The organism is Spirosoma lacussanchae (assembly GCF_005870035.1).
Lineage (GTDB): Bacteria > Bacteroidota > Bacteroidia > Cytophagales > Spirosomataceae > Spirosoma > Spirosoma lacussanchae.
This window is the reverse complement of sequence record NZ_SWJG01000001.1, coordinates 1,523,111-1,546,166: the sequence shown is the minus strand read 5'-3', so window position 1 is coordinate 1,546,166 and position 23,056 is coordinate 1,523,111. Positions and strand designations below refer to the sequence as shown.

The window sequence follows — 23,056 nt, the reverse complement described above, 5'->3', positions numbered from 1 at the left end:
TGACTACATGGTGTATCGCTTTTTTATGGCTGATATATACCCTTATCGAATTCTCGTAACCACAATAGTTACACACTTGGGCTGGCATTCGTTGGCTTTGGGGGCCTCCGCCACCGGGGTTACCGGAACCACGGGCACTACGGGAGCCTCATTGTCGGGCTGCTTGACCGGGGGCGGGATAACAGGCGGTACTATAACCTCCGTAACGGGCGAATTTATGGTTTCCGTTACCGGACCATTGGGAGACGTGGATATCCACTCGATTTCGAGCCACCCGTTTACACGAGGTCCATCCGGGGCGGGCTGCAGCTCGATCTGACCAATATTCTGGCTCATCCAGTTCTCATTCTTGCTCAGATCGATCTCATAGGTATGGTACTGTCCGTCGTTATCGACCACGAAATTCATTCGCCGATCATCTGTTCGGAGGAGAGCAGCGTCTTCTGGTCGGCGCCAGCTCAGGCGAAAAGGAGACTTAGTATCCTGACTCTCGTTGTTCCTGAAAGCCGCCCGAATGTACATTTTGGGCACTTCCCTACCCTTCCAAAAAACGAATGGCGATTTGATATGGTTATTGGGCGTGTTATTCAGCAACACCCGTAGTTTGCCATTGATTGGCCAGCCCGTATCCTGCGTATTGTAGTAATACCAACCTTTACGCGACGTATCGAATCGGTAGTTTGGACCGGCAACGGGACGCGGCTGCGCGTACACGTACGATCGAATTTCGTTCAGATGCCCCACAATCAACGCGTAGTCCCACTCATGAACAACATTGTGATCGAGTAAGACAAAGTTGGTGGCAGCGATGTACGATGCAACCTGGCTGTATTCATCGCCATCCAGGTCGGAACCAAAGTAGCCTTTCTTCCAGTCGTAATTGTTGGGTACGTATAGGCCCACTCCATACTGGTTCACATTGGTTGAGGCCATCCAGGGTTCGGTTGGATACACATCGCCAAACGGAACCCGCTCCTTGGGCGGCACGGGCCGGATAACATCAGCAGAAGCGTTCGTGAACGGGTCGTTGCCTTTGTAGTACCACATGTTGTGATACTCGCCGTTCAGGTAAACGCAGGGCATCTCCTGCTGACGGGCCTCGTACTGTGTCTTGTCATTTCGGAAAAGTACCACGCGGGCATGTACTTTAACTACGTTTCCCTCCAGCCTGATCCAGTGTTCGATGGTGGCTTCTCCGTCTTCGTTGTTGAGAGCAAACTGCTTGGGTACGCACTTTACATAGAGCAGGTTATCCTGCTTCTCGAACGCCGTAACCCGGGATGGATTATTGTACGTATCGCCAGCCTGAATGGGATCCCAGCCCAGGCCGGTCCAGGCCGGCGCCCCGTTCTTCGAATAGTCGAGCGGACCGCCGTACAACGCGATCTGTACCTGTCGACCCAGATCGGCATTGTTAATCATGTTGCGGGTACTGACTTTTCCGCCTTGGTCGTTCCGAAACGCCAGGTAGGTCATGGCCCCGCCGTAGTTCAGATCGATACCTACTTCAACCTTATCGTTTTTTATGGTGTGTAACCCGTCCAACGAGGCACCAACCCGGGTTCTGGGGGGTGCATATTTCGTTGTCGTGGCACGCGGTTGCGCCGATAGTGACCCCCAGACAATCAGGCAGGCAAAGAGACTACTACAAACGCGTGAGTACAGATTGAGAGAGAGCGTACAAGACATGCAGAACTTAACACATTTACGGGGTACGAAAACCCCCTGGTCAAATTATATGCCAAAGTACGTCTTTGTATCAGAGCGGTTTGTAATTATTTACCAGTCGGTTGGCGGAACCTTAGCCGACGTTTTTCCCTTGCCCGACTCAACCAGCAGTCGATACCGGAACGTGACGGATTTGCCCGGTTCCAGCGTATAATTCATAGCTGGCGCTTTACCGTTTGTAAACACACTGGGGCCCAGCGGATTAGCCGCAAAAAGGCCGTAACCCCGGGCGTGCCAGTAGGTAGGGTAACCTACATTTTTAGGATGATCGAGCAAAGTAACTACCAGATTCTCAGAACCAACAACGCCTGATAATGCAACCGAACCAGCCCGCGTACCCCATACAGCATCCCCTTCTTTGTTCTCACTGCTCCGGTAAAGACCCGTTACGCCGGTATTATCCAGCAGGGGCACTTTGGTAGCCACGCCCTGCGCATCGGTAAACACTTCTGGCTTGGTAGAAGGCTGTTCCAGCTGGCGCGCTACCCGGAGCGCAATCATCCCCTCTTTGTTATCTTTAAAGACTACCTCTTTGCCAGCCGCCGTAAGCGTGGTTATGCGGTCGATGGTGCGGCTGTCGGCGCTGGCCCCAAACCGGAACGTGGTCGTTTCGCGCAGCATCAGCTGATTATCCTTATCGAGCCAGTCGGCGGTGACGACCAGTTCGCCCTGCCCCTTTCCGCCTTTCATCGACGTAACCCCCGTATGTACGATCGTGCCGAACGGTCCTTTATGCTCCGGGCCTACGTCTATTGAGTTGTTCCAGAAGTCGTGTCCGTTTACGTCGCCGTAATTGAACCACATCCCTACATGGTGCGGATGGTCGACCCGCTCGCCCGGACGCGGCTCGAGCGGCCATCCACGGGTAATTGCGTTTCCGCCCGCCGACACGATCGGGTACAGCACCGGCTTCTTCAACACGGTTGGCCCGGGATAGATGTAAGCCGTAAACGGTTTTCCATCGACCGTCACCGCGACCCGTTTGGCTGCCGGGTCATGTTTAATCTGAATTTGATTGGGTTGGGCTATAACCACAGAAGCTGTCAGCAGAAGCAGGCATACAAGTCGGAACATAAGTCGCAGTTACTAGGCTATTGATCGATTTAGGAGGAGCAGACAAGAAAAATGCCCCGACCTAAGAAAGTCGGGGCACCTGGAATGCTACTGAAAGCGACTGGCAGACTGGCTAAAAACCAATCGTATCGGTCCTAATTGCCCATCAGTATTTTGTTCGTCACATCCTGATCTATCGTGATATAGCCCGGGTAGTTGATCTGTCCACCCAGCAGATCGAGCGTCGGTTTGATCCGGATGGTCAGTTTGGAAGGTTTGCTGCTCTGCGAGCCCGAGAGGTTCTGTACCAGATCGCCGAATGCGTCGCGGGTTTTGGGATCGGTCAGCAGTTGGTAGGCGTTGGTGTTAAGTCGAACGGGCACACGCGTTTTTCCCCCGCCGGGCTGCACCTCGATGCGCTGATTCAGGAATCCATTAAATACCTCCTGACCAGCCAGCAAGACCCTGTATTCCAGCTGATTGATACCGGCCAGCCGGTTTGTGGGGTTCGTGATTTCCAGATTGATGCGCGCATCCAGCGGTACATTCCGGGTCAGCAGACCAGCCGCCAGCCGTGGGAACCGGGCGGGATTCAGGTCTTCGAGGTTGCGAAACTGTCGAACGTCGGTACCGGCCAGATAAATGCTATCGGCCGACGCAATGGTATAGCGGCAGTCGCCGAGGGTTTTAGCCTGTGAAATCTGTTTGTTTACGCCACACTGGCTAAAGAATACGGGCAGGGTAGCAATCAGGAGCAAAGCAAATCCTTTTTTCATGTCTGGTTGTGAATCGTTTTTTGATAAACATCAGACACACCAGAAAGGGTTTAGTTTAATTCTTCTTGATAAAGACCATCTGCACCCGATCAGCTTTGGCAATTTTGCGACGGAAGTCGATTCTTTACAGGCCGATGCCGGGAAACGGCCGCTATGCATCGATACACGCCAAATATGAAGCACTTCTCGGGCAACACCCTGCTGTACAGGCAATCCGTTACATAACGCTGCGCACCACCCTCAGAAAACTGCTTGATTGTCAAGTATTTTTTTATCTTTGTATCAGCACATGCCCAAGACTTTCATGAACAAGCTAACCGCCGACGACCTGATTTACGGGTACATCAACGGTATCTTCCCGATGGCCGATGCCGACGGTACGCTGTACTGGTACGCACCTGACCCACGCGCGGTCATTCCTATCCATAGCTACAAACCCGCCCGATCGCTGCGCCCCATCCTCAATCAACAACGCTTCGACATCCGAGTTGACGCTGATTTTGAACAGGTTATGCGCTACTGCTCCCTACCCCGGTCGGCCGACGATAGTACCTGGATTTCGGAGGAAATTATAGAAGCGTATACCGAACTGCACCGGATGGGCCTGGCCCATAGTGTTGAAACGTATATGGATAACCGTTTAGTTGGCGGCCTGTACGGCGTATCGCTAGGCGCTGCTTTTTTTGGCGAGTCCATGTTTCATCACGTCAACGATGCGTCGAAAGTTGCCTTTCACTACCTCATTATGACCCTCCGGGAACAGCAGTACGAACTACTCGACACCCAGTTCATCAATGATAACGTACGGCGGTTCGGAGCTGTCGAAATTCCAAAAGCGGACTACATGAAGCAGCTCAAGTCGGCCATCCGTAAAAAAGCCCGCTTCACCGAAAACGCGTTTGAACATCTCTTCAGAAACCACGCAGGCGATTAAGCCGATACGCCCCTGAATCTGGGCTAATGCCATACTTGCGCTATCTTTGCGCGCATGACAAAACCTGTACTTGTCCTCAAATTTGGCACGGCTTCCATTACCAAACCCACCGGCGAACCCAATGAGCCCATCATGGTCGACATTGCCCGGCAGGTGGCTGCGCTGCACGCGCGCTACCGGATTGTGCTGGTTTCGTCGGGCGCAGTCGGTGCCGGCAAAGGTCTTATCAACGACTACCGGGGCGATATTACCCAGCGTAAAGCGGCCGCGGCCGTAGGGAATCTGTTGCTGCTCAATCAGTATTCCCGCTTCTTTTCCATATACGGCATCGCCATTGCCCAAAGCCTCTGCGAGCGCCACCATTTTGCCAACCGCGATCAGTTTCTGCAACTCAAGCAAACCTACGAAGAGCTCTGGGCCAACGGCATTATTCCGATCGCCAACGAGAACGACGTAGTGAGCAACCGCGAACTGAAGTTTTCTGACAATGACGAACTGGCTACGCTCATTGCCGTCGGTTTCGGGGCCGAAGCCCTCATGTTGTGCACCTCGGTAGGTGGTTTGCTGGATGCCAGTGGCCAGGTTATCCGGCGGGTTGATACCTTCGACGAGCGAATTTTCGGGGTCGTCCGCACCGACAAATCATCTTTGGGGCTGGGCGGAATGGCCTCTAAACTCACCTTTGCCAAACTGGCTACGCGCATGGGCATCCGGGTCATCATCTTCGGCCTCAACGAACCCGACAGCCTCGACCGGGCGCTCAGGAGTGACCTGGGTACCGAATTCATTCCGGCAGAAACATCACTCTCGGCCCGCAACCGCTGGCTCGTCAGCGGATCGCTCGTGGTGGGACGTATTCGGGTCGATGCGGGTGCCGTACGCGCCCTGCAACAACGGCGGAGCCTGCTGGCGGTGGGCGTCCGGGCCATCCTGGGCGAATTCAGCTCGGGCGAAATGGTGGAGATCATCGACGAACACGATACGCCCGTTGCGGTAGCCCGAGCCCGGATTTCGTCCGACGTACTGGTTCAACAGCTTCAACAGCAAAACGTTGATGTGGCGAATGCCAACGATATCGTACTTTTGTGAGTATGACACCGATTACTCCGCTCCTGCAGGCTACCCAACAGGCCGCTGCCGCCGTTCGTCGGCTCAGCTCCGATCAGAAAACCGCCCTTATCAACCGGCTGGCCGATGTGCTGGCGGCCCAGGCGGAACAAATCGTTGCCGAAAACAGCCGTGATCTGGACCGGATGGACCCCACCGACCCCAAATTTGACCGGCTCAAGCTTACCGAAAGCCGGATACAGGGGTTGGTCGATAGCCTGCGGGTGGTAGCTACCCTGCCCGACCCAACGGGCGAAGTGCTGATCGATCGAACCATTGAACAGGGCCTTCGTCTCCAGAAAATTGCGGTGCCGCTGGGAGTAGTAGGCGTCATTTACGAGGCCCGCCCCAACGTAACGGTCGATGTGGCGTCGCTTTGTCTGCGCTCGGGCAATGCCTGCGTGCTGAAAGGCGGTAAGGAAGCCGACTTCTCGAACCGCTACCTGGTTGGACTGATTCAGAACGTACTGGCCGAGTTCGGCGTCCCCAAAGCAGCGGTTACCCTGCTCCCCCCCGACCGGGCCGTAGTGAACGAACTACTGACGGCGGTACGCTACGTAGACATCATCATTCCGCGCGGCTCCGAATCGCTGATTCAGTTTGTGCGGAAACATTCGCTCGTCCCCACGATCGAAACAGGCGCGGGCGTTTGCCATACCTATGTAGAAGCCACCGCCGACCTGAACAAGGCAGCAGCTATCGTTGTCAACGCCAAAGTGTCGCGGCCATCGGTCTGTAACTCACTCGATTGTGTACTCGTCGACGCAGCTGTGGCTAACCAGTTTCTGCCGATGCTCACGGCCGATTTTGCCCAATGGAACGTAGAGGTTTTTGCCGACGAAACGGCTTATACAATTTTTCAGAAAGCCGGTTATACGAACCTGCAACCTGCCCAACCCGACGATTTCGGCCGCGAGTTTCTGGATTATAAGTGTGCCGTCAAAATCGTTTCCGGCCCCGATGAAGCGCTGTCGCACATACAGACCTACTCATCGCGCCATTCGGAAGCCATTCTGTCGCAGAATCAGCCGGTTATCGATCAATTTCTGCGCGAAGTCGATGCAGCTGCGGTCTATGCCAACGCATCGACCCGTTTCACCGATGGCGGCTGCTTCGGACTGGGTGCCGAGATCGGCATTTCCACCCAAAAACTCCACGCCCGGGGTCCGTTCGCGCTCGAGAAGCTGGTCACCGAGAAATGGATCGGCATCGGCGACGGTCAGGTACGTTGGTAGACGAACCTACCTGCCCCTGTTTTTTTAGCCTTATCGAATATCGCAGTTCGTCTCTTCTTACCGCCAGACGGCGACAATCTACCTATATATTACTGTTCGGGACACCTTGGCCTAGAGTATACAGACGGCTACGGCAGGGCATCAGGTTTTCGGCCATAGCCCTGCCATTGTCGCATCTTATAAAATCAGGCAATTAATGGCGTATCCAGCTCGGCGAGCGACGCCAGAATCTCCTCCTGCGTGACTTCGTGCTCCACCAGTTTGCCGGATAAAAACTGCTCATAGGCCGACATATCGAAGTGGCCGTGGCCGCAGAGGTTGAACAGAATCGTCTTGGGTGTTCCTTCTTCCTTAGCGATGAGCGCTTCGCGGATAACCGTCGCGATGGCGTGGTTGGCTTCGGGCGCCGGAATGATGCCTTCCGTCCGGGCAAACTTGATACCCGCGTCGAAACACTCGAGCTGGTTGAACGATTGCGCTTCGATCAGTCCGTCGCGCAGAAGCTGGCTGACAATCGCTCCCGCCCCGTGGTAGCGCAAACCACCCGCGTGGATTGGCGCCGGAATGAAGTTATGGCCCAGTGTATACATCGGCAAGAGCGGAGTCATACCGACCGTATCGCCGAGGTCATACCGGAATACGCCCCGGGTAAGTTTGGGGCATGAAGCCGGTTCGGCCGCGATGCAGCGGATGTTCTTACCCTCTTCCAGGTTATAGCGCAGAAACGGAAAGCCAATGCCGGCAAAGTTGGAGCCACCCCCAAACGGCGCCACGACAATATCCGGAAAATCACCGGCCTGCTCCAGCTGCCGGATACACTCCAGGCCAATAACCGTCTGGTGCATGAGTACGTGATTCAGCACACTCCCCAGCGCATACTTGGTATGCTCGTCATGCAGGGCCATCTCTACGGCTTCTGAAATGGCAATACCAAGACTACCCGGCGAGTTGGCGTCCTGCGCCAGGATACTACGCCCCGCGTTGGTCCGGTCAGAGGGCGACGGATATACCGAGGCACCCCAGGTATTCATCATCATTTTCCGGTACGGCTTTCCGTTGTAGCTGGCCCGCACCATGTACACTTCGCACTCGATGCCGAAATGCTGACAGGCGAAACTCAGGGCACTACCCCACTGCCCGGCACCCGTCTCGGTCGTGATTTTCGTAACTCCCTCCTGCTTGTTGTAAAAAGCCTGCGGTACGGCGGTATTCGGCTTGTGCGACCCGGCCGGACTAACCCCCTCGTATTTGTAATAAATTTTGGCGGGCGTGTCGAGCAATTTTTCCAATCCCGTGGCGCGGTACAGCGGGGTAGGTCGCCAGATTTTATAAATCTCCCGTACCTCTTCCGGAATAGGTACCCATTTCTCACTGGTGACCTCCTGTTTAATCAGCTCCATCGGAAACAGCGGAGCCAGCATGTCCGGCCCGATGGGTTCTTTGGTACCGGGGTGCAGCGGAGGCAGCGGCTTGTTGGGCATGTCGGCCACGATGTTGTACCACTGCTCCGGAATGTCGGATTCGGCTAAGATAAACTTTTTCTGTGCCATGTATTTCTAAGGATTTAGATGGGTGGGTAAGATACGAAGACGACTACACTTTCGGTCAGGTATTCTGCGACAGACCCAGTTGCCAGCGCTTAAACACCTGCTGATAGAGCCGATGGCGCTTTGGATCGGGCTCGTAGGTATCCCCAAACTCAACCAGTTTAGCGGCTTCGTCGAGGGTGGCTACCAGACCCAGGGCTTTCATAGTCAGCAGGATGCCGCCCATCGAACCGCTTTCGTTGCTGGCGTTGAGCCGCACCGGAACCCCCGACATATCGGCCAGCATCTGCACCCAGAACCGCGACTGCGCGAAGCCACCATTGGCGTGAATAACCCGGGTCGGCCCAGTATGCTTCATCAGCAGTTCGTTAATAAGCATCAGGTTGAAGAGTACGCCCTCCAGCGCAGCCCGCACGAAATGCGCCCGCGTATGCTGCCAGTCTACGTGCAGGTAGGCCCCGCGCGCGTGGGCATCCCAGAGCGGAGCCCGTTCACCCTGCAGGTAAGGCAAAAACAGCAGGCCATCCGAGCCAGGCGCAATGGCGTCGGCCTCGGCCAGCAGCACGTCGGTGTCGGCCTGTGCCAGCTTTTCGGTGACCCACTCCAGCACGTTCCCCCCGTTATTGGTCGGCCCGCCAACCACGTAATAGTCGTCATCCAGTATGTAGCAGAACAGCCGACCCTGCTCATCGCGGAGGGGTTTTCGAACGGTTTGCCGGATGGCCCCGCTGGTACCGATGGTAAGTGTAGTGGTTCCGCGCTTGATAGCCCCCGCTCCGAGGTTGGCCAGGCACCCGTCCGAAGCTCCGATCACCAGCGTTACGGCACTAGTCAGACCAGTACCGGCCGTTTGTCCACTCTCCCGAACCGGGTGCTGGTGGGTGGTAGGAACCGGGGTAGAGAGCTGGTCGGCCCGAATACCAGCATGAGCCAGAGCCAGCTCGCTCCACTGTCGGTTGGCCGCGTCGAACAGGCCGGTAGCGGTAGCGATGGAGTAGTCGATCGCGAACTCGCCTGTCAGCTTATGCCACAGGAACTCCTTGATCGACCCGAAACAGGCCGTCCGGCGCAACAGGCGCGGCTCGTGTTCACGCAGCCAGGCCAGCTTACAGAGCGGCACCATAGGATGCATCGGAATACCGGTCTGCTGATAGAGCTGCCGCCCCAGTTCGGCCTGGGTAGTACGGAGGTCGGACGCCTGTTGTTCAGCGCGGTTGTCTGACCAGATAATGGCGTGGCTGAGCGGCTCTCCCTGTGCATCCATGGCCAGGAGACTATGCATAGCCGTACTGAAAGCCACGTGAGTAATGGTATGCCCGGCCCCGGCCAGCTCCCGGTTCACTTCAGCCATCACCTGCACAAACGCCGACCAGATCTGAGCGGGGTCCTGTTCGGCAAAACCCGGTTTAGGATGAAGCGTTTCAACGGGGGCCGATGCATGCGCCAGAACCTGATTCAGGTCGGGCGGCAGGGCCAGGGCTTTTACGTTGGTTGTACCGACGTCTACGCCAACAAAGCAATTCATGGAGTGTCGAAAGTGGGTTATGGTATGCTAAAGCAACGCATTTTTTCGATTTGATGTTTGTCTGGCTGCCAAAGCCGGGCCGCTGCCGACGGCCTATCGGTTTCGGGCTTATCTTTGTAAAAAGCCATTTCTATGTCGTGGGTCCGGTTAGTAGGTGTTGTCTGTGGAAGTGCCATGCTGTTTATGGCCTGCCAGTCTTCCAATAAAACCGATACCGCCCCTACGCCCCCCGCACCTACCCAACTCAGCGGCCAACAGCTGGCTCAGACCTACTGCGGCAGCTGCCACCTCCAGCCGGCACCGGCCTTACTCGATAAGGTGACCTGGCAAAACGGCGTACTTCCTCAAATGGCCCTGCGCCTGGGTCAGTCGGATCGGCAGATGGAAGAAATCATGCGCTACAGCAACACCGACGAGCTGAAACGCCTGATCGAAGCCAACATATTCCCCGAACACCCGACGCTTCATCCGTCCGACTGGCAGAAGATTGTCGACTACTATGTGGCGCAGGCTCCTGACTCGCTCCCGGCGCAGGCCCCCCATGCCGCTATTCAGCCAGCGTTGCCCTTGTTTACGGCTCATGCTTCCGAGCGTAGCGTCGATGGTCTGATAACGCTGCTTACCTACGACTCGCTGTCGCAACGGATCTGGGCAGGCGACGCTCGCGGTAATCTATTTGCCCTCAACAAGCGGCTGCAGCGGATCGATTCGCTACGCACCAGCAGCCCCGTGGTAGACCTCCGCAGCCATCCGGATGGGCGTCTCGATCTGCTGACCGTGGGTGTCCTGAATCCGAACGATCAGCCCGCAGGCAGCTGGGAAACCCGGTCGGCTGATCGTAGTCGCGCACAGGCCGTACGAATTGATAACCTGCAGCGACCCGTTCAAACCACGGTAGCCGATCTTAACCGCGACGGTCGGGAGGATGCGCTGATTTGTGAATTTGGTCACCACCTGGGTAAACTCAGCTGGTACGAACAGTTGAAAACCGGGTACCGGGAACATGTACTGGACGCGGTTCCGGGTGCCCGCGTAGCGTACGTGCGGGACGTCAACCACGACCAGTGGCCCGATGTGGTGGCGTTGCTGACGCAGGGCGACGAGCAGGTGGCAGTATACTACAACCAGCGAAACGGCTCGTTCCGGAAAGAAACCGTGCTTCGGTTTCCGCCGGTTTATGGCTCCAGCTACCTCGAACTGATCGATCTGGACCGGGATGGCGACGACGACCTGGTCTATACCAATGGCGACAACGCCGACTATTCGCTGGTACTGAAGCCCTACCACGGCATCCGCATTTTCGAGAACGACGGCCGATTCCGGTTTCGGCAAACCTGGTTTTACCCGATGCACGGAGCCAGCCAGACCGTTGTCCGGGATTTTGATCAGGACGGCGATCCCGATCTGGCAGCCATCGCCCATTTCCCCGATTTTTCGCAGCGGCCCTATGCCGGGTTTATCTATTTCGAAAACCGGGGCAGCCAGCTGTTCATACCGCGCTCTTTCCCGGCGGCTAACCGGGGGCGCTGGCTACGACTGGCCGCGGGCGACGTAGATCAGGATGGCGACGACGATATCCTGCTGGGCTCGTTTTTTCGCCCGACGGGTCCTGAGCATGCCGCTTTGATGGACTACTGGCGCCGACCCGGTAGCGGGATCATGCTACTCGAAAACAAGCTACGCTAGCCGATAAAAGCGGGTGGCATTCTCGCCAAAGACCTTTAGGCGGACCTCGTCGCCCCAGGGTTCTACATAGTCTTCGATAATCGTTTTCACCTGGGTATAATTGGCCGCCACCAGACATACCGGCCAGTCGGAGCCGAACATCAGCCGGTCCGGGCCAAAATGCTCAAAGGCAACGTCGAGGTACGGAAAAAAGTCGCGCTTACCCCAATCCTGCCAGTCGGCTTCGGTAACCAGGCCCGACAGTTTGCAGTGTACATTGGGCTGTTTGGCAATCTCCGCCATGAAGTTAGACCAGCGGTTAATGTCCCGTTTCTTTATGTATGGCTTGGCCAGATGGTCGATAACAAAATTGACTTCCGGCACGGCCCGAACCAGGTGTAAGGCAGCTTTCAACTGATTGGGATAAATCAGGATGTCGTACGTCAGTCCAAAATCGGCCAGTTTGCGTATCCCTTCTACTACGGCCGGGCGGGCCAGGAAATCGTCTGGCTCAGCCTGGGCCACGTGCCGATACCCCTTGATGGGCGGATACTGAGCAAAGTGGGCCAGCCGGTCAGACAGAGTCGGCGCCTGCAGATCGACCCAGCCAACAACACCTTTAACGATATCGTAGGCCCGGGCCAGCTTAACCAGAAATTCGGTCTCGGCTTCCGACTGGCTGGCCTGCACAGCCACACAGCCGTCGACGCCGTTTTCGGCCAGTACCGGCTCCAGGTCGGCTGGTAAAAAATCGCGCCGGATGGCCGACATATCGTCGGTAATCCAGGCGTCGCGGACCGGCTCATATTGCCAGAAATGCTGATGCGAATCGATGATCATAGGAGATACGAAAATACGAGTCAGACAAGCCTGATGACGTGAAAGGTGCTGATTACCCTGCGTTACGATCAAGTCCCTAACCCTTGGAAGAGCATGGTCCTGTCATCCCGACTTCAATACCCTCAAGTATAGCTTACGGCAGTTTGCCGTTGCTCACCCAATCCTTCGATACCGAGTTCGATGACGTCGCCGGGTTTGAGGTAGCGCGGTGGTTTCAGACCGAGGCCTACGCCAGCGGGCGTGCCGGTTGAGATCACGTCGCCGGGAAGCAGGGTCATGAACTGACTGATGTAACTGACCAGCGTCGGCACGTTAAAGATCATATCGTCGGTATTGGAATCCTGCAACCGCTCGCCGTTGACACTGAGCCACAGATGTAGCGCATTAGGATCGGCAATATCATCTTTGGTAACCAGGAACGGCCCCAGGGGCGCAAATGTATCGGCACTTTTTCCTTTTACCCACTGCCCCCCCCGTTCGAGCTGGAAGGCCCGTTCAGAATAGTCATTGTGCAGCGCATAACCGGCTACGTAATCCAGCGCGTCGTCGAGTTCGACATAACTGGCCCGTTTGCCGATGACGATGGCCAGCTCGACCTCCCAGTCCGTTTTTTCGGAGCGCTTCGGAATGACCACATCGTCGTTGGGTCCGCAGAGCGCCGTGGTCGACTTGAAGAACAGGATCGGTTCTGCGGGGGTAGGTGCGTTCGTTTCGGCCGCGTGTTTAGCGTAGTTCAGCCCCACACAGACAATCTTGGAGGGTCGTTTTACGCAGGGGCCGAACCGGGCATCGGCCGAGACAATCGGGCACGCAGGCGCGTGGGCTGACAGCCAGTGCGCCAGCCGGTCGGGTCCGTTACTGGCAAAGAATGACTCGTCATAATCTTCGCCAAAATGAGTAACGTCAAGGCGCTGACCATTGGGTAGTTCAACGCCGGGGTGTTCGTGGTCGGGCAGGCCGAAGCGGAAAAGTTTCATAGTTAGTTTGTGGTTTTTCGTAAACGTATAGGCAACCAGGTTCGGCCGGTGGCGAGGGGTAGGTCAGGTGTTCAGACGAGTAAATCCTCCATCGAGCGGATAATCGCAGCCGGTAATAAATCCAGCCTCATCGGAGCACAGAAACAGCGCCAGCGCTCCGACTTCCTGCGGCTCGGCCATGCGGCCAATGGGCTGCGTTTTTGAGAGCCGCTCAAACATCTCGGCTTCCTGACCGGGGTAGTTCTTCGCCAGAAACCCGTCTACGAAAGGCGTATGAACCCGGGCGGGCGAAATACAGTTGCAACGAATTTTATCCTTCAGATAATCCTTTGCCACCGACAGCGTCATCGTCAGAACGGCGCCTTTACTCATCGAGTACGCAAACCGGTCGTTCAAACCCAGGGTTGCGGCTACCGATGCCATGTTCAGAATAACGCCCCCACCCGCAGCCTTCAGATGCGGAATAACCGCATACAGGCAGTTGTACACCCCCTTGACGTTGATCCGAAAAATCCGGTCGAAATCCGCTTCGGAGGTGGTTTCTACGGTGCCAACGTGCGCTACGCCTGCGTTATTGACCAGTATATGAATAGGCCCTTCGGCAGCCAGCTGGTCGACCAGGGCGCGTACGGTGGCCTGATCCGATACATCAACGGCATGGCTCGTTGCCTGCCCCCCCTCCTGCCGGATACCTTCGGCAGCCAGTCCGGCCTGTTCGGGATTCAGATCAAAAATACGCACCAGCGCCCCGGCCTGCGCAAACGCCTTCGCGATAGCCAGTCCAATACCGCTGGCCCCACCGGTGACGATGGCGGTTTTGTTAGAAAGTGAGAACATAATCGTTACTAGAGTGAATCAATGGGTAAGTGACTGCGTAGAACGGGTGCTGTTTACTCGCCCATTCATTCAGTCACTCATTACAGCGACACCCCCCGTTTCCAGGGAATGAAATCATCCTGACCAAGTCGTTCGGCTGCGGTTATGGTTTCGCCCGAGGCCAGCCGGACGATGTAGTCGAGCAGGGCATCGGCATTTTGGTCAATCGTCTGCTCGCCCTCAATGATCGGGCCGCTGTCGAAATCAATGACATCGGGCATCCGGTTCAGGAGAGCACTGTTGGTCGATATTTTTACGACCGGACACACGGGATTGCCGGTTGGTGTACCCAGCCCCGTTGTAAACAAGATCACGTTGGTACCTGAACCGGCCATACCGGTTGTGGCTTCAACGTCGTTGCCGGGCGTGCAGAGCAGCGTCAGGCCGGGCGTATCAACCGGCTCGGCATAGTCGAGTACCTGGGCCACCGGAGCCGTTCCGCCTTTCTTGGCCGCTCCGGCCGACTTGATGGCATCGGTAATGAGTCCGTCTTTGATATTGCCCGGCGACGGGTTCATGTCGAACCCCGACCCTACGGCTTCGGCCTGGGCCGAATAGCCACCCATCAGGTCGATGAACTTCTGAGCATCGGCATCGTTGACGGTGCGGTTAATGAGCTCCTGCTCAACCCCGTTCAGCTCCGGAAATTCGGCCAATACAGTTTTCCCACCCAACGCTACGATCACGTCGGACAGATGGCCGATGGCCGGGTTGGCCGATATGCCCGAAAAGCCGTCAGAACCACCACATTTCAGCCCGATGGTCAGCGCGCTGAGCGGAGCGGGTTGGCGGGTTAGTTTATTGATCTCGGCCAGGCCCAGAAACGTTTCTTTAACCGCCTGGCTCATCAGCGCGTATTCGGTACCGGCCTGTTGTTCGAACAGCAGCAGCGGTTTGTTGAATTTCGGATTTTGCCGCCGGATTTCGGCCGAGATCATATCGGCCTGCAGGTGCTGGCAGCCCAGACTCAGTACCGTTGCCCCCGCTACGTTCGGGTTGTTGATCATCCCGGCCAGCAGCGAGCAGAGTACGGCCGAATCCTGCCGGGTTCCACCACAGCCCATCTCATGGGTCAGGAACTTAATGCCATCGACATTCGGGAACGGCCGGTTTGACGGCGGGGCGCTGGTATGGGTCAGGGTATGATTCTGACTTACATCGACAAAGGGCTGCATTTTTCGGATCACATCCATTTCGCCCGCCCGGTACAGGCTGAGCAGTTCGTGAACCTGCTGCCGGTACATCTCGGGTTGTGCATAGCCGAGTTCGCGCTCAAACGCATCTTTCAGAATAAGCACATTCCGGTTTTCGCAGAAGACCAGCGGCACAACGAGCCAGTAGTTGCGCGTACCAACCCGACCGTCGGCGCGGTGGTAGCCCATGAACGTGCGGTCCTGCCAGCGCGAGACATCGGGGGGCTGCCAGCGGTAGGGCTGCTTTTTGGCCAGGCCATACGGGTCGGCGTCGTGTTTGAGGTTAAAGGTAGTAATTGGTTCTCCCCGCCGAATGGGCTGAGTGGCTTTACCCACCAGCACGCCGTACATAATAACAGGATCGCCGGGCTGACGGTCTTCGGTAACGAATTTATGTTTGGCTCCCACCGCATACGGGAGTGTATACGTTTGCGAATCAAATTCTATCTGTTCACCAGCCGTCAGGTTACGCAGCGCCACGATCACGTTATCGGCAGGGTGAACTTTTAAGACTATAGCGGGCATCAGTGCTTGTTTTTTTGCAATAAAAGAGACGATCGGATTAAAATATACCAGTCCGGCCCGAAAAACTTTGCCATACTTATTGCGAATATGAGCACCAATCCCAACATTTGACAGTTCGACCCTGCTCTCCCCATGCTCACCCCTACGTCGCCCGGCTTCTCGTCCTCTGCCCCCGGCAGTCAGCACGCAGGTTCGTTCGGCACCGACCAGCCCCGGGCCAGCCGGCTTATGTCGATGGATGCGTATAGGGGGTTCGTTATGACCCTGATGGCGGCCGAACTCCTTCAGTTTCATCGGTTGCAGGAGCAATTCCCCGCTAGCCGCTTTTGGTCTTTTCTGGCTTATCACCAGAGTCATATAGAGTGGGCGGGCTGCTCGCTGCACGACCTTATTCAGCCTTCGTTTTCGTTTCTGGTGGGCGTAGCCTTACCGTACTCGATGGCCGCGCGGGTTACGCAGGGCCAGTCGTTTCCGGCTCAGGTAGGGCACGCTTTCCGGCGATCGCTGATCCTGATTCTGCTCGGTATTTTTCTCCGTTCGGTTCATGCCGAGCAAACCAATTTCACCTTTGAGGATACGCTGACGCAGATTGGTCTGGGCTATCCGTTTCTGTTTCTGCTCGGTGCGGCCTCTTCCCGAACCGGCTGGATTGCTTTGGGCGCCGTGCTGGCCGGGTACTGGCTGGCTTTTGTTCTCTACCCCCTTCCCGGTCCGGCTTTTGATTACGCTGCCGTTGGGGTTCCGGCCAACTGGCCCGAGCACTACAGCGGGCTTATGGCTCATTTCAACAAAAACAGTAACCTGGCCTGGGCGTTCGATACCTGGTTCTTAAACCTCTTCCCCCGCGAGCGTCCTTTTGTATTCAACGGCGGTGGCTATGCCACACTGAGCTTCATACCCACCCTCGCTACTATGATACTGGGGCTACAGGCAGGTCGATGGATACGGTCGGGTGTGCCCCGGCGCCAGCTCCTGACACGGCTACTAGCGGCTGGCCTGACGGGTATACTGGCTGGTCTGGCGCTGCACGGGCTCGGTATTTGCCCGGTTGTTAAGCGTATCTGGACGCCCGCCTGGGTGTTGTTCAGCGGAGGCTGGTGCTACTGGCTGCTCGCCTTTTTCTACGCTCTGGTCGATGGGACGGGGCGTTGGCAACCCATGGCCCGGCGCTGGACCTTTCCGTTTGTCGTTGTCGGTATGAACTCCATTGCTATCTACTGCCTGGTTCATCTGATCGATCGATTCATCATCAATTCACTTTACATTCATCTGGGACATCAACCGTTTCAGCTATTCGGGGCTGCGTATGAGCCACTGCTGGTTGGAGCCACCACCCTGGCTATCTTCTATAGTATGCTACGCTGGATGTATGCCCGCCATCTGTTTATACGCATCTGATTTATGATCACGGCCAACCTGCTGAATCTCTTTGACCAGACTATTTTTTACGGAACCCTCACCTTCGAAAATGGCCGTATTGCCCGTATCGACCGACTCGGCCCCGAACGTCCTGGCGAGCCTTATGTGCTGCCCGGTTTTGTTGATGCGCATGTCCACATTGAAAGTTCGCTGCTGACACCCCCTCAGTTTGCCCGGCTGGCCGTTGTGCATGGCACCGTAGCCACCGTATCCGATCCGCACGAAATTGGCAACGTACTGGGCGTAGCTGGCGTTGAATACATGCTGGCCGAAGCCCGGCGGGTTCCGTTCAAATTCATGTTTGGCGCGCCCTCCTGCGTACCGGCCACGACTTTCGAAACTGCCGGTGCTACCATCGGCGTTCGGGATGTGCGCTACCTGCTGGGCTTGAAAGAAATCGGGTACCTGGCCGAGATGATGAACTACCCGGGCGTGTTGCACGAAGACGCCGACGTCATGGCCAAACTAGCACTGGCCAAAGCCTTCAACAAACCCATTGACGGGCACGCACCGGGGCTCACGGGGCCTGACGCCCAACGCTATATAGACGCAGGCATCAGTACGGATCACGAATGCTTTACCTACGAAGAAGGGCTCGACAAAGCCCGTCGGGGCCTTCACATACTGATTCGGGAAGGCAGCGCAGCCCGCAATTTCGATGCGCTGATTCCCCTGCTGGCCGAGTTCCCGAAGCAGATTATGTTCTGCTCAGACGATAAACACCCCGACACCCTCGCCGAAGGACATATTAACCAGCTGGTAGTACGGGCGCTGGCCGCCGGACACGATCGTTGGCATGTGTTGCGGGCGGCCTGCCTTAACCCCGTACTTCACTACCGCTTGCCAGTTGGTCTGCTACGCGAAGGCGACCCGGCCGATTATATCGTAGTCGATGACCTGGAGCGATTCACTGTTCGACAAACCGTTATCAACGGTACGGTAGTTGCCGAAACCGGACAGTCATACATACCGGATCTCCGCAGCGAGTGGGTCAATCAGTTCAACTGCTCGCCCAAACAGGCAGACGAGTTTCAGGTCAGCGGTCAGGCTGGAATCCCGATGCGGGTCATCGAAGCCCTGGACGGTCAGCTTATTACCAACGAGCTCCACGTCGAACCAACGCTGGCAAAGGGGCTGATCGTACCGGACACTGACCGGGACCTGCTTAAACTGGTGGTTGTAAACCGCTACCAGAACGCCCCCCCGGCGGTAGCCTTCATCCGCAATTTCGGGCTGAAGCACGGCGCCATTGCGTCGTCGGTCGGGCACGATTCGCACAACATCACTGCCGTCGGCTGCGACGATGCCAGTCTATGCCGGGCCATCAACCTCGTCATCGAAGCCAGGGGTGGGCTGAGCGCGGTCAGCGGGTTACCAGTGGGGCATGAATCAATACTGGCCCTGCCCGTAGCGGGGCTGATGACCGATACTGATGGCTATGAGGTAGCCACTCAGTACAGCGAGCTTGACCGGTTTGCGAAGGCAGAACTTGGCAGCACACTTGCTGCGCCTTACATGACTTTGTCCTTTATGGCCCTGCTGGTCATTCCTAACCTGAAACTCAGCGACCGGGGTCTCTTCAGCGGAGAGCAGTTTCAAATGACCAGCCTACAAATTGTTTAATCGTACCACAAAAAAATTTTATTAACACACCTTTTTTAATTCAATTAATTATCAATATGTTTACAGACCTCAAGACCCTTATCAATTCCTACCAACCCGCCTAACCGCTCATGGCTCGTTCCCGTACAAAAACAGGTCCCGACGACGAAACCCTCTGGAATCAGTTCCGCGCAGGTGATGAAAACGCCTTCGCCCGCCTGTATCAGAACTACGTGCAGACGTTGTACCACTATTGTGCTCACTTCGCAACTGACCGGGCTCTGATTAAAGATTGTATTCACGACCTATTCGTTGAGCTCTGGAAGCATCGCACCACGATCGGCCCAACAACCTCAGTTCGGTTTTACCTGATGGCTTCCATCAAACGTAAGCTGGTCCGTCATCTGACGGCAGAGCAGAAACTGGTTAGTCAGGATGAAGTGACAAACGGCCGGCGCGTTGGCGACATGCTCTCGGGTGCTGATCCATCGCACGAAAACCTGCTTATTGCTCATGAAGAGGATTCATACATGAACGAATGCCTGCACCAGGCGCTGGATAAACTCCCCCGTCGGCAGCGGGAAGCGGTTCACCTTCGCTATTTCCAGAACATGAGCAACGAAGAAATATCGGCCCTCATGCAAATCAACATCCAATCTGTTTACAACTTGATTTTCGGCGCTATGAGCAACCTCAAGCGGTATGTAACGCCCGAAAATGTGTCTTTATAAACCCGACTACTCCTAACCCGACCCTGACCGGCGGCTCGAGAGCCGCCGGTTTTTTGTTGCCCGCCCGGATAACGTACCGCCCACCTACTTTGCGTAATTTTGCCGGATGAATACTGACTCAACGCCCCTTCCCGAACGGGTTCGTCCGCGTACCCTCGATGACGTTATTGGGCAGCGAAAACTAATAGGCCCGGGCGGAGCACTGCGCCGGGCAGTAGAAGCCGGCCGCTTACCCTCCATGATCCTGTGGGGACCACCCGGCGTCGGCAAAACGACCCTGGCCCTACTGCTGGCCGAAGCCGTAAAGCGACCCTTCATCGCCCTCAGTGCTATCAACTCGGGGGTTAAGGAAATTCGCGACGTACTCAGCCGCCCGTCGGGCATGTTCCCGCCGGTGGTGTTTATCGACGAGATTCATCGCTTCAACAAAGGCCAGCAGGACGCGCTGCTCGGCGCGGTCGAAAAAGGTCAGATTACGCTGATTGGAGCCACCACCGAAAACCCCTCGTTCGAGGTGAACGGGGCGCTGCTATCGCGGTCGCAGGTGTACATCCTGGAGCCGCTCAGCCGCGACGAACTGATCCAGCTCGTTGACCGGGCCATTGCCCAGGACGCGTTTCTACGGTCCAGGCAGATCACCGTTGAGTCGTACGATGCGCTGCTGCGTTTGTCGGGGGGCGACGGCCGGAAGCTGCTGAACCTGCTCGAACTGGTAGCTTCGGCCCATGTTTCGGCCGACCCGCTGGCCGTAACCGATGAGGGGGTAACGGCGGTGGCCCAGCAGAACATCGCCCGCTACGACAAATCCGGTGAACAGCATTACGATATCATTTCGGCCTTTATCAAATCGCTGCGTGGGTCAGACCCCAACGCGGCCCTGTACTGGATGGCCCGTATGATCGTGGCGGGTGAAGATCCGGTTTTTATTGCCCGCCGAATGCTCATTCTGGCCGCCGAGGATATTGGCAATGCCAATCCAACAGCCCTGATTATGGCGTCGGAAGCGGTACAGGCCATTAAAGCCATCGGTATGCCCGAAGGCCGGATTGTACTCAGCCAAGTCGCCGTTTACCTGGCCACATCGCCCAAAAGTAACGCCAGTTATGTAGCCATTGATGCCGCCATCGCCCTGGCCGAACAGACGGCCCACCTGCCCGTACCGCTCCATCTGCGCAACGCCCCAACTAACCTGATGAAACAGATTGGCTACGGCAAAGACTATCAATATGCTCACGCGCACGAGGGTAATTTCGTGCAGCAGAATTTTCTGCCCAACGACCTTAGGGGGCATAAACTGTACGAACCCGGCCACAACGCGCGCGAAGCCGAAATACGGCGAAGTTTGCAGAAATGGTGGAGCGACTGGTACGGCTATTAACGATCCCCTACTTTTTTATCAGGGTAGTAAATCAGCTTCTTATGCTTTCTTCCCTTTCGCGGTTTCCCTGATGAACTAAGTATAAATACATACCCTGTTTACTGTTTCTGTTCACCAGACCACCGGAAACCGACGAGCTGACCAGGTGTGTAAAGCGGGAACGAAGCAGCGAGTAAACAGCCGGGGCATACCCGATTTTACGAACTGACCGCAAACCGGAGACTGTTTTCGTGAAAGACGTAGCTGACGACGTAAAAGAATGGCTGGTTCGGATTGCCCGGTACGATGACCACCGGGCCTTCCGGCTGCTGTTTGAGCTATTCTATCCCGAGCTGATCCGGTTTGCCCTGTTTTACGTCAAGGTTCGCGAAACGGCCGAAGAGATCGTACAGGATGTCTTTCTGAAAATATGGCAGATTCGGGCTACGATCCTGGCTATACTCAACTTCAGGGCCTACCTGTTTTCGGCAACGCGCAACCACTGCCTGAACTACTTACAGCGAAAAGGCAGTCCGGCATTTACCTCCGTCGACGGCACAGCGGTAGCCGACACAGTTGGTACTGACGATAATCCGCACCAGGCGCTCGAGCTGGTTGATATGCAACGGACCATCCAGGCTGCCATAGATGCGCTGCCGCCCCAGTGCCATCTGATCTTTCAACTCGTAAAAGAACAGGGCTTTTCGTACAAGGAAGTTGCTGATTTACTGGCTATTTCGCCCCGGACCGTCGAAACACAGATCAGCATCGCCCTTCGTAAAATAGCCGCAGCCCTGGGGCCACTATTGGAATCGTAAAAGAAAATCTAAAAATTTTTACGCTTCCTTTACGGGATCGGTCGGTAAACCCTGTCATTGCTTTTGAAACCCGAAAGCAATGCACGACACTATAGACTGGACCCTGGTAGGCAGAGTATTTGCCAACGAAGCTACGGACGAGGAACGTCAGCAGCTGGAGCGCTGGCTGGCGGCCCATCCCGAGCAGCAGCCCGTCATCCATCAGCTGTACCAACTCTGGCAGACGCCCAGCGCCACGCCATCCGCCGATCGGACGGAGGTAGCGGCCGCTTATGAGCGGCTACAGCAACGGATCGAGGCCGAAGAAGCCCTGTCGGCTCAACGCGTTCGACCGCTCTGGCCCTCGCGATCGTGGCTGAGCTGGGCAGCGGCTGCATCTGTCATACTCCTCCTCGGCTTCCTGGGCTGGACCCGGCTGACCAATCCCGCCAAAACTACGGCGCTGCTCGAGCAGGCCAACCCGAAAGGCATCCGATCGCAAATCCGGCTGGCCGATGGAACAACGGTATGGCTCAACGCCGACAGCCACCTGCGCTATCCGAAATCGTTTACCGGCGACTTGCGCGAGGTATCGCTGGAAGGGGAAGCGTTTTTCCGGGTAGCCCATAATCCGAAACAGCCTTTCGTGGTCCGGCTCGCTACAGGATCGGTGCGGGTACTGGGCACCTCCTTCAACATCCGGGCCTACCCGGGCGATAGCACCGTCGAGACGTCGGTAGTAACGGGGCGGGTGGCGTTTGTGCCCAACAAACCCGTTCGTCGGCCCCGGACCAGCCCCGGCGCCAGCCCGCCGACACCGGATACGCTCTTCCTGACTCCCAACCTGAAAGCTATCCAGTCGCTAACGCGGCAATCTGTGGCAACCCAGCCAACGGTTGCCACGAACCAGATCGCCTGGACCGAATCAAAGCTTGTTTTCCGTAACACGCCAATGGGCGAGGTAGCTAAAACGCTCGAACGCTGGTATGGCACTCCGGTAACCCTCGAACGGGAGTCGCTGCGGCAGTGTCCGCTGACGGGCACCTTCCAGAACCAGAGCCTCCAGGAAGTCATGACCCTGATTTCGATGACCAACCGGTTTCAGTATGAATTGACGCCATCGCAGGTAACCATCAAAGGCCCCGGCTGCGATAGTGAATAATCTACCG

General features: G+C 56.3%; 19 protein-coding genes. 10 read left to right on the top strand and 9 right to left on the bottom strand.

The features are described from left to right. Window positions 1-42: 42 nt before the first annotated feature. From FBR45_RS26325 to FBR45_RS06400, 3 genes are all read right to left on the bottom strand, one after another. The gene (locus tag FBR45_RS26325) at window positions 43-1,689 is read right to left on the bottom strand and encodes a hypothetical protein (RefSeq protein ID WP_171044846.1); all 1,647 of its coding nucleotides are present in this window, start codon (window positions 1,687-1,689) and stop codon (window positions 43-45) included. 90 nt (window positions 1,690-1,779) lie between these two features. Then, window positions 1,780-2,802, bottom strand: a complete 1,023-nt coding sequence (locus tag FBR45_RS06405; RefSeq protein WP_138500393.1) for a DUF6807 domain-containing protein — start codon at window positions 2,800-2,802, stop codon at window positions 1,780-1,782. Window positions 2,803-2,936: 134 nt separating this feature from the next. Further along, complete coding sequence (locus FBR45_RS06400; protein WP_138500391.1) at window positions 2,937-3,557, bottom strand: hypothetical protein; 621 nt, start codon at window positions 3,555-3,557, stop codon at window positions 2,937-2,939. Window positions 3,558-3,861: 304 nt separating this feature from the next. On the opposite strand from FBR45_RS06400, the gene aat reads away from it, so the two are divergent. The 3 genes from aat to FBR45_RS06385 are packed head-to-tail and all read left to right on the top strand — an operon-like array spanning window position 3,862 to window position 6,833. Beyond that, complete coding sequence (aat, locus tag FBR45_RS06395; RefSeq protein WP_138500389.1) at window positions 3,862-4,491, top strand: leucyl/phenylalanyl-tRNA--protein transferase; 630 nt, start codon at window positions 3,862-3,864, stop codon at window positions 4,489-4,491. A gap of 54 nt (window positions 4,492-4,545) precedes the next feature. Beyond that, window positions 4,546-5,580, top strand: a complete 1,035-nt coding sequence (gene proB, locus FBR45_RS06390; RefSeq protein ID WP_138500387.1) for a glutamate 5-kinase — start codon at window positions 4,546-4,548, stop codon at window positions 5,578-5,580. A 2-nt stretch (window positions 5,581-5,582) separates the two neighbouring features. Beyond that, entirely contained in the window at window positions 5,583-6,833 is a 1,251-nt protein-coding gene (locus tag FBR45_RS06385; RefSeq protein WP_138500385.1) for a glutamate-5-semialdehyde dehydrogenase, read from the top strand. Between the two features lie 185 nt (window positions 6,834-7,018). On the opposite strand, the gene FBR45_RS06380 is transcribed toward FBR45_RS06385, so the two are convergent. Further along, window positions 7,019-8,383 (bottom strand): TrpB-like pyridoxal phosphate-dependent enzyme, encoded by a 1,365-nt coding sequence (locus tag FBR45_RS06380; protein WP_138500383.1) that lies wholly within the window; start codon window positions 8,381-8,383, stop codon window positions 7,019-7,021. A gap of 55 nt (window positions 8,384-8,438) precedes the next feature. Beyond that, a complete protein-coding gene (locus tag FBR45_RS06375; protein WP_138500381.1) occupies window positions 8,439-9,905 on the bottom strand; it encodes a gluconokinase in 1,467 nt (488 codons plus the stop codon). Window positions 9,906-10,037: 132 nt separating this feature from the next. On the opposite strand from FBR45_RS06375, the gene FBR45_RS06370 reads away from it, so the two are divergent. Further along, entirely contained in the window at window positions 10,038-11,591 is a 1,554-nt protein-coding gene (locus tag FBR45_RS06370; protein WP_138500379.1) for an FG-GAP repeat domain-containing protein, read from the top strand. Here FBR45_RS06370 and FBR45_RS06365 read toward each other — a convergent pair. The 4 genes from FBR45_RS06365 to FBR45_RS06350 all read right to left on the bottom strand — a co-directional run bounded on the left by FBR45_RS06365 (window position 11,583) and on the right by FBR45_RS06350 (window position 15,981). Continuing rightward, window positions 11,583-12,410, bottom strand: coding sequence for an amidohydrolase family protein (locus FBR45_RS06365; protein ID WP_138500377.1), 828 nt, complete (start codon window positions 12,408-12,410; stop codon window positions 11,583-11,585). The two genes, FBR45_RS06370 and FBR45_RS06365, sit on opposite strands and share 9 nt — an antisense overlap. 122 nt (window positions 12,411-12,532) lie before the next feature. Then, complete coding sequence (locus FBR45_RS06360; RefSeq protein WP_138500375.1) at window positions 12,533-13,387, bottom strand: fumarylacetoacetate hydrolase family protein; 855 nt, start codon at window positions 13,385-13,387, stop codon at window positions 12,533-12,535. Window positions 13,388-13,450: 63 nt separating this feature from the next. Then, on the bottom strand, window positions 13,451-14,224 hold the full coding sequence (locus FBR45_RS06355; RefSeq protein WP_138500373.1) for an SDR family NAD(P)-dependent oxidoreductase: 774 nt from the start codon (window positions 14,222-14,224) through the stop codon (window positions 13,451-13,453). An 80-nt stretch (window positions 14,225-14,304) separates the two neighbouring features. Next, on the bottom strand, window positions 14,305-15,981 hold the full coding sequence (locus FBR45_RS06350; RefSeq protein WP_138500372.1) for a UxaA family hydrolase: 1,677 nt from the start codon (window positions 15,979-15,981) through the stop codon (window positions 14,305-14,307). 234 nt (window positions 15,982-16,215) lie between these two features. Between FBR45_RS06350 and FBR45_RS06345 the strand changes: the two genes are divergently transcribed. The 6 genes from FBR45_RS06345 (at window position 16,216) to FBR45_RS06320 (ending at window position 23,049) form a co-directional block, all read left to right on the top strand. After that, complete coding sequence (locus tag FBR45_RS06345) at window positions 16,216-17,379, top strand: acyltransferase family protein (protein ID WP_138501967.1); 1,164 nt, start codon at window positions 16,216-16,218, stop codon at window positions 17,377-17,379. A 3-nt stretch (window positions 17,380-17,382) separates the two neighbouring features. Next, entirely contained in the window at window positions 17,383-19,023 is a 1,641-nt protein-coding gene (gene ade, locus FBR45_RS06340; protein ID WP_138500370.1) for an adenine deaminase, read from the top strand. Window positions 19,024-19,133: 110 nt separating this feature from the next. Then, the gene (locus FBR45_RS06335) at window positions 19,134-19,733 is read left to right on the top strand and encodes an RNA polymerase sigma factor (protein WP_077920281.1); all 600 of its coding nucleotides are present in this window, start codon (window positions 19,134-19,136) and stop codon (window positions 19,731-19,733) included. Window positions 19,734-19,839: 106 nt separating this feature from the next. Continuing rightward, window positions 19,840-21,111: a replication-associated recombination protein A gene (locus FBR45_RS06330; RefSeq protein ID WP_138500368.1), complete on the top strand. Its 1,272-nt coding sequence runs from the start codon at window positions 19,840-19,842 to the stop codon at window positions 21,109-21,111. Window positions 21,112-21,341: 230 nt separating this feature from the next. Then, complete coding sequence (locus FBR45_RS06325) at window positions 21,342-21,908, top strand: RNA polymerase sigma-70 factor (RefSeq protein WP_171044845.1); 567 nt, start codon at window positions 21,342-21,344, stop codon at window positions 21,906-21,908. Between the two features lie 79 nt (window positions 21,909-21,987). Further along, window positions 21,988-23,049, top strand: coding sequence for a FecR domain-containing protein (locus tag FBR45_RS06320; RefSeq protein ID WP_138500364.1), 1,062 nt, complete (start codon window positions 21,988-21,990; stop codon window positions 23,047-23,049). Window positions 23,050-23,056 lie beyond the last annotated feature (7 nt).

Excerpts from the sequence above, each read along its gene's own strand:
- FBR45_RS06345 (WP_138501967.1), top strand. The coding sequence starts at position 16,216 with ATGGATGCGTATAGGGGGTTCGTTATGACCCTGATGGCGGCCGAACTC.
- FBR45_RS06375 (WP_138500381.1), bottom strand. The coding sequence starts at position 9,905 with ATGAATTGCTTTGTTGGCGTAGACGTCGGTACAACCAACGTAAAAGCC.
- proB (WP_138500387.1), top strand. The coding sequence starts at position 4,546 with ATGACAAAACCTGTACTTGTCCTCAAATTTGGCACGGCTTCCATTACC.
- FBR45_RS06360 (WP_138500375.1), bottom strand. The coding sequence starts at position 13,387 with ATGAAACTTTTCCGCTTCGGCCTGCCCGACCACGAACACCCCGGCGTT.
- FBR45_RS06350 (WP_138500372.1), bottom strand. The coding sequence starts at position 15,981 with ATGCCCGCTATAGTCTTAAAAGTTCACCCTGCCGATAACGTGATCGTG.
- FBR45_RS06335 (WP_077920281.1), top strand. The coding sequence starts at position 19,134 with ATGGCTCGTTCCCGTACAAAAACAGGTCCCGACGACGAAACCCTCTGG.
- ade (WP_138500370.1), top strand. The coding sequence starts at position 17,383 with ATGATCACGGCCAACCTGCTGAATCTCTTTGACCAGACTATTTTTTAC.
- FBR45_RS06400 (WP_138500391.1), bottom strand. The coding sequence starts at position 3,557 with ATGAAAAAAGGATTTGCTTTGCTCCTGATTGCTACCCTGCCCGTATTC.
- FBR45_RS26325 (WP_171044846.1), bottom strand. The coding sequence starts at position 1,689 with ATGTCTTGTACGCTCTCTCTCAATCTGTACTCACGCGTTTGTAGTAGT.
- FBR45_RS06355 (WP_138500373.1), bottom strand. The coding sequence starts at position 14,224 with ATGTTCTCACTTTCTAACAAAACCGCCATCGTCACCGGTGGGGCCAGC.
- FBR45_RS06320 (WP_138500364.1), top strand. The coding sequence starts at position 21,988 with ATGCACGACACTATAGACTGGACCCTGGTAGGCAGAGTATTTGCCAAC.
- FBR45_RS06405 (WP_138500393.1), bottom strand. The coding sequence starts at position 2,802 with ATGTTCCGACTTGTATGCCTGCTTCTGCTGACAGCTTCTGTGGTTATA.
- aat (WP_138500389.1), top strand. The coding sequence starts at position 3,862 with ATGAACAAGCTAACCGCCGACGACCTGATTTACGGGTACATCAACGGT.
- FBR45_RS06380 (WP_138500383.1), bottom strand. The coding sequence starts at position 8,383 with ATGGCACAGAAAAAGTTTATCTTAGCCGAATCCGACATTCCGGAGCAG.
- FBR45_RS06365 (WP_138500377.1), bottom strand. The coding sequence starts at position 12,410 with ATGATCATCGATTCGCATCAGCATTTCTGGCAATATGAGCCGGTCCGC.
- FBR45_RS06385 (WP_138500385.1), top strand. The coding sequence starts at position 5,583 with ATGACACCGATTACTCCGCTCCTGCAGGCTACCCAACAGGCCGCTGCC.
- FBR45_RS06330 (WP_138500368.1), top strand. The coding sequence starts at position 19,840 with ATGAATACTGACTCAACGCCCCTTCCCGAACGGGTTCGTCCGCGTACC.
- FBR45_RS06370 (WP_138500379.1), top strand. The coding sequence starts at position 10,038 with ATGTCGTGGGTCCGGTTAGTAGGTGTTGTCTGTGGAAGTGCCATGCTG.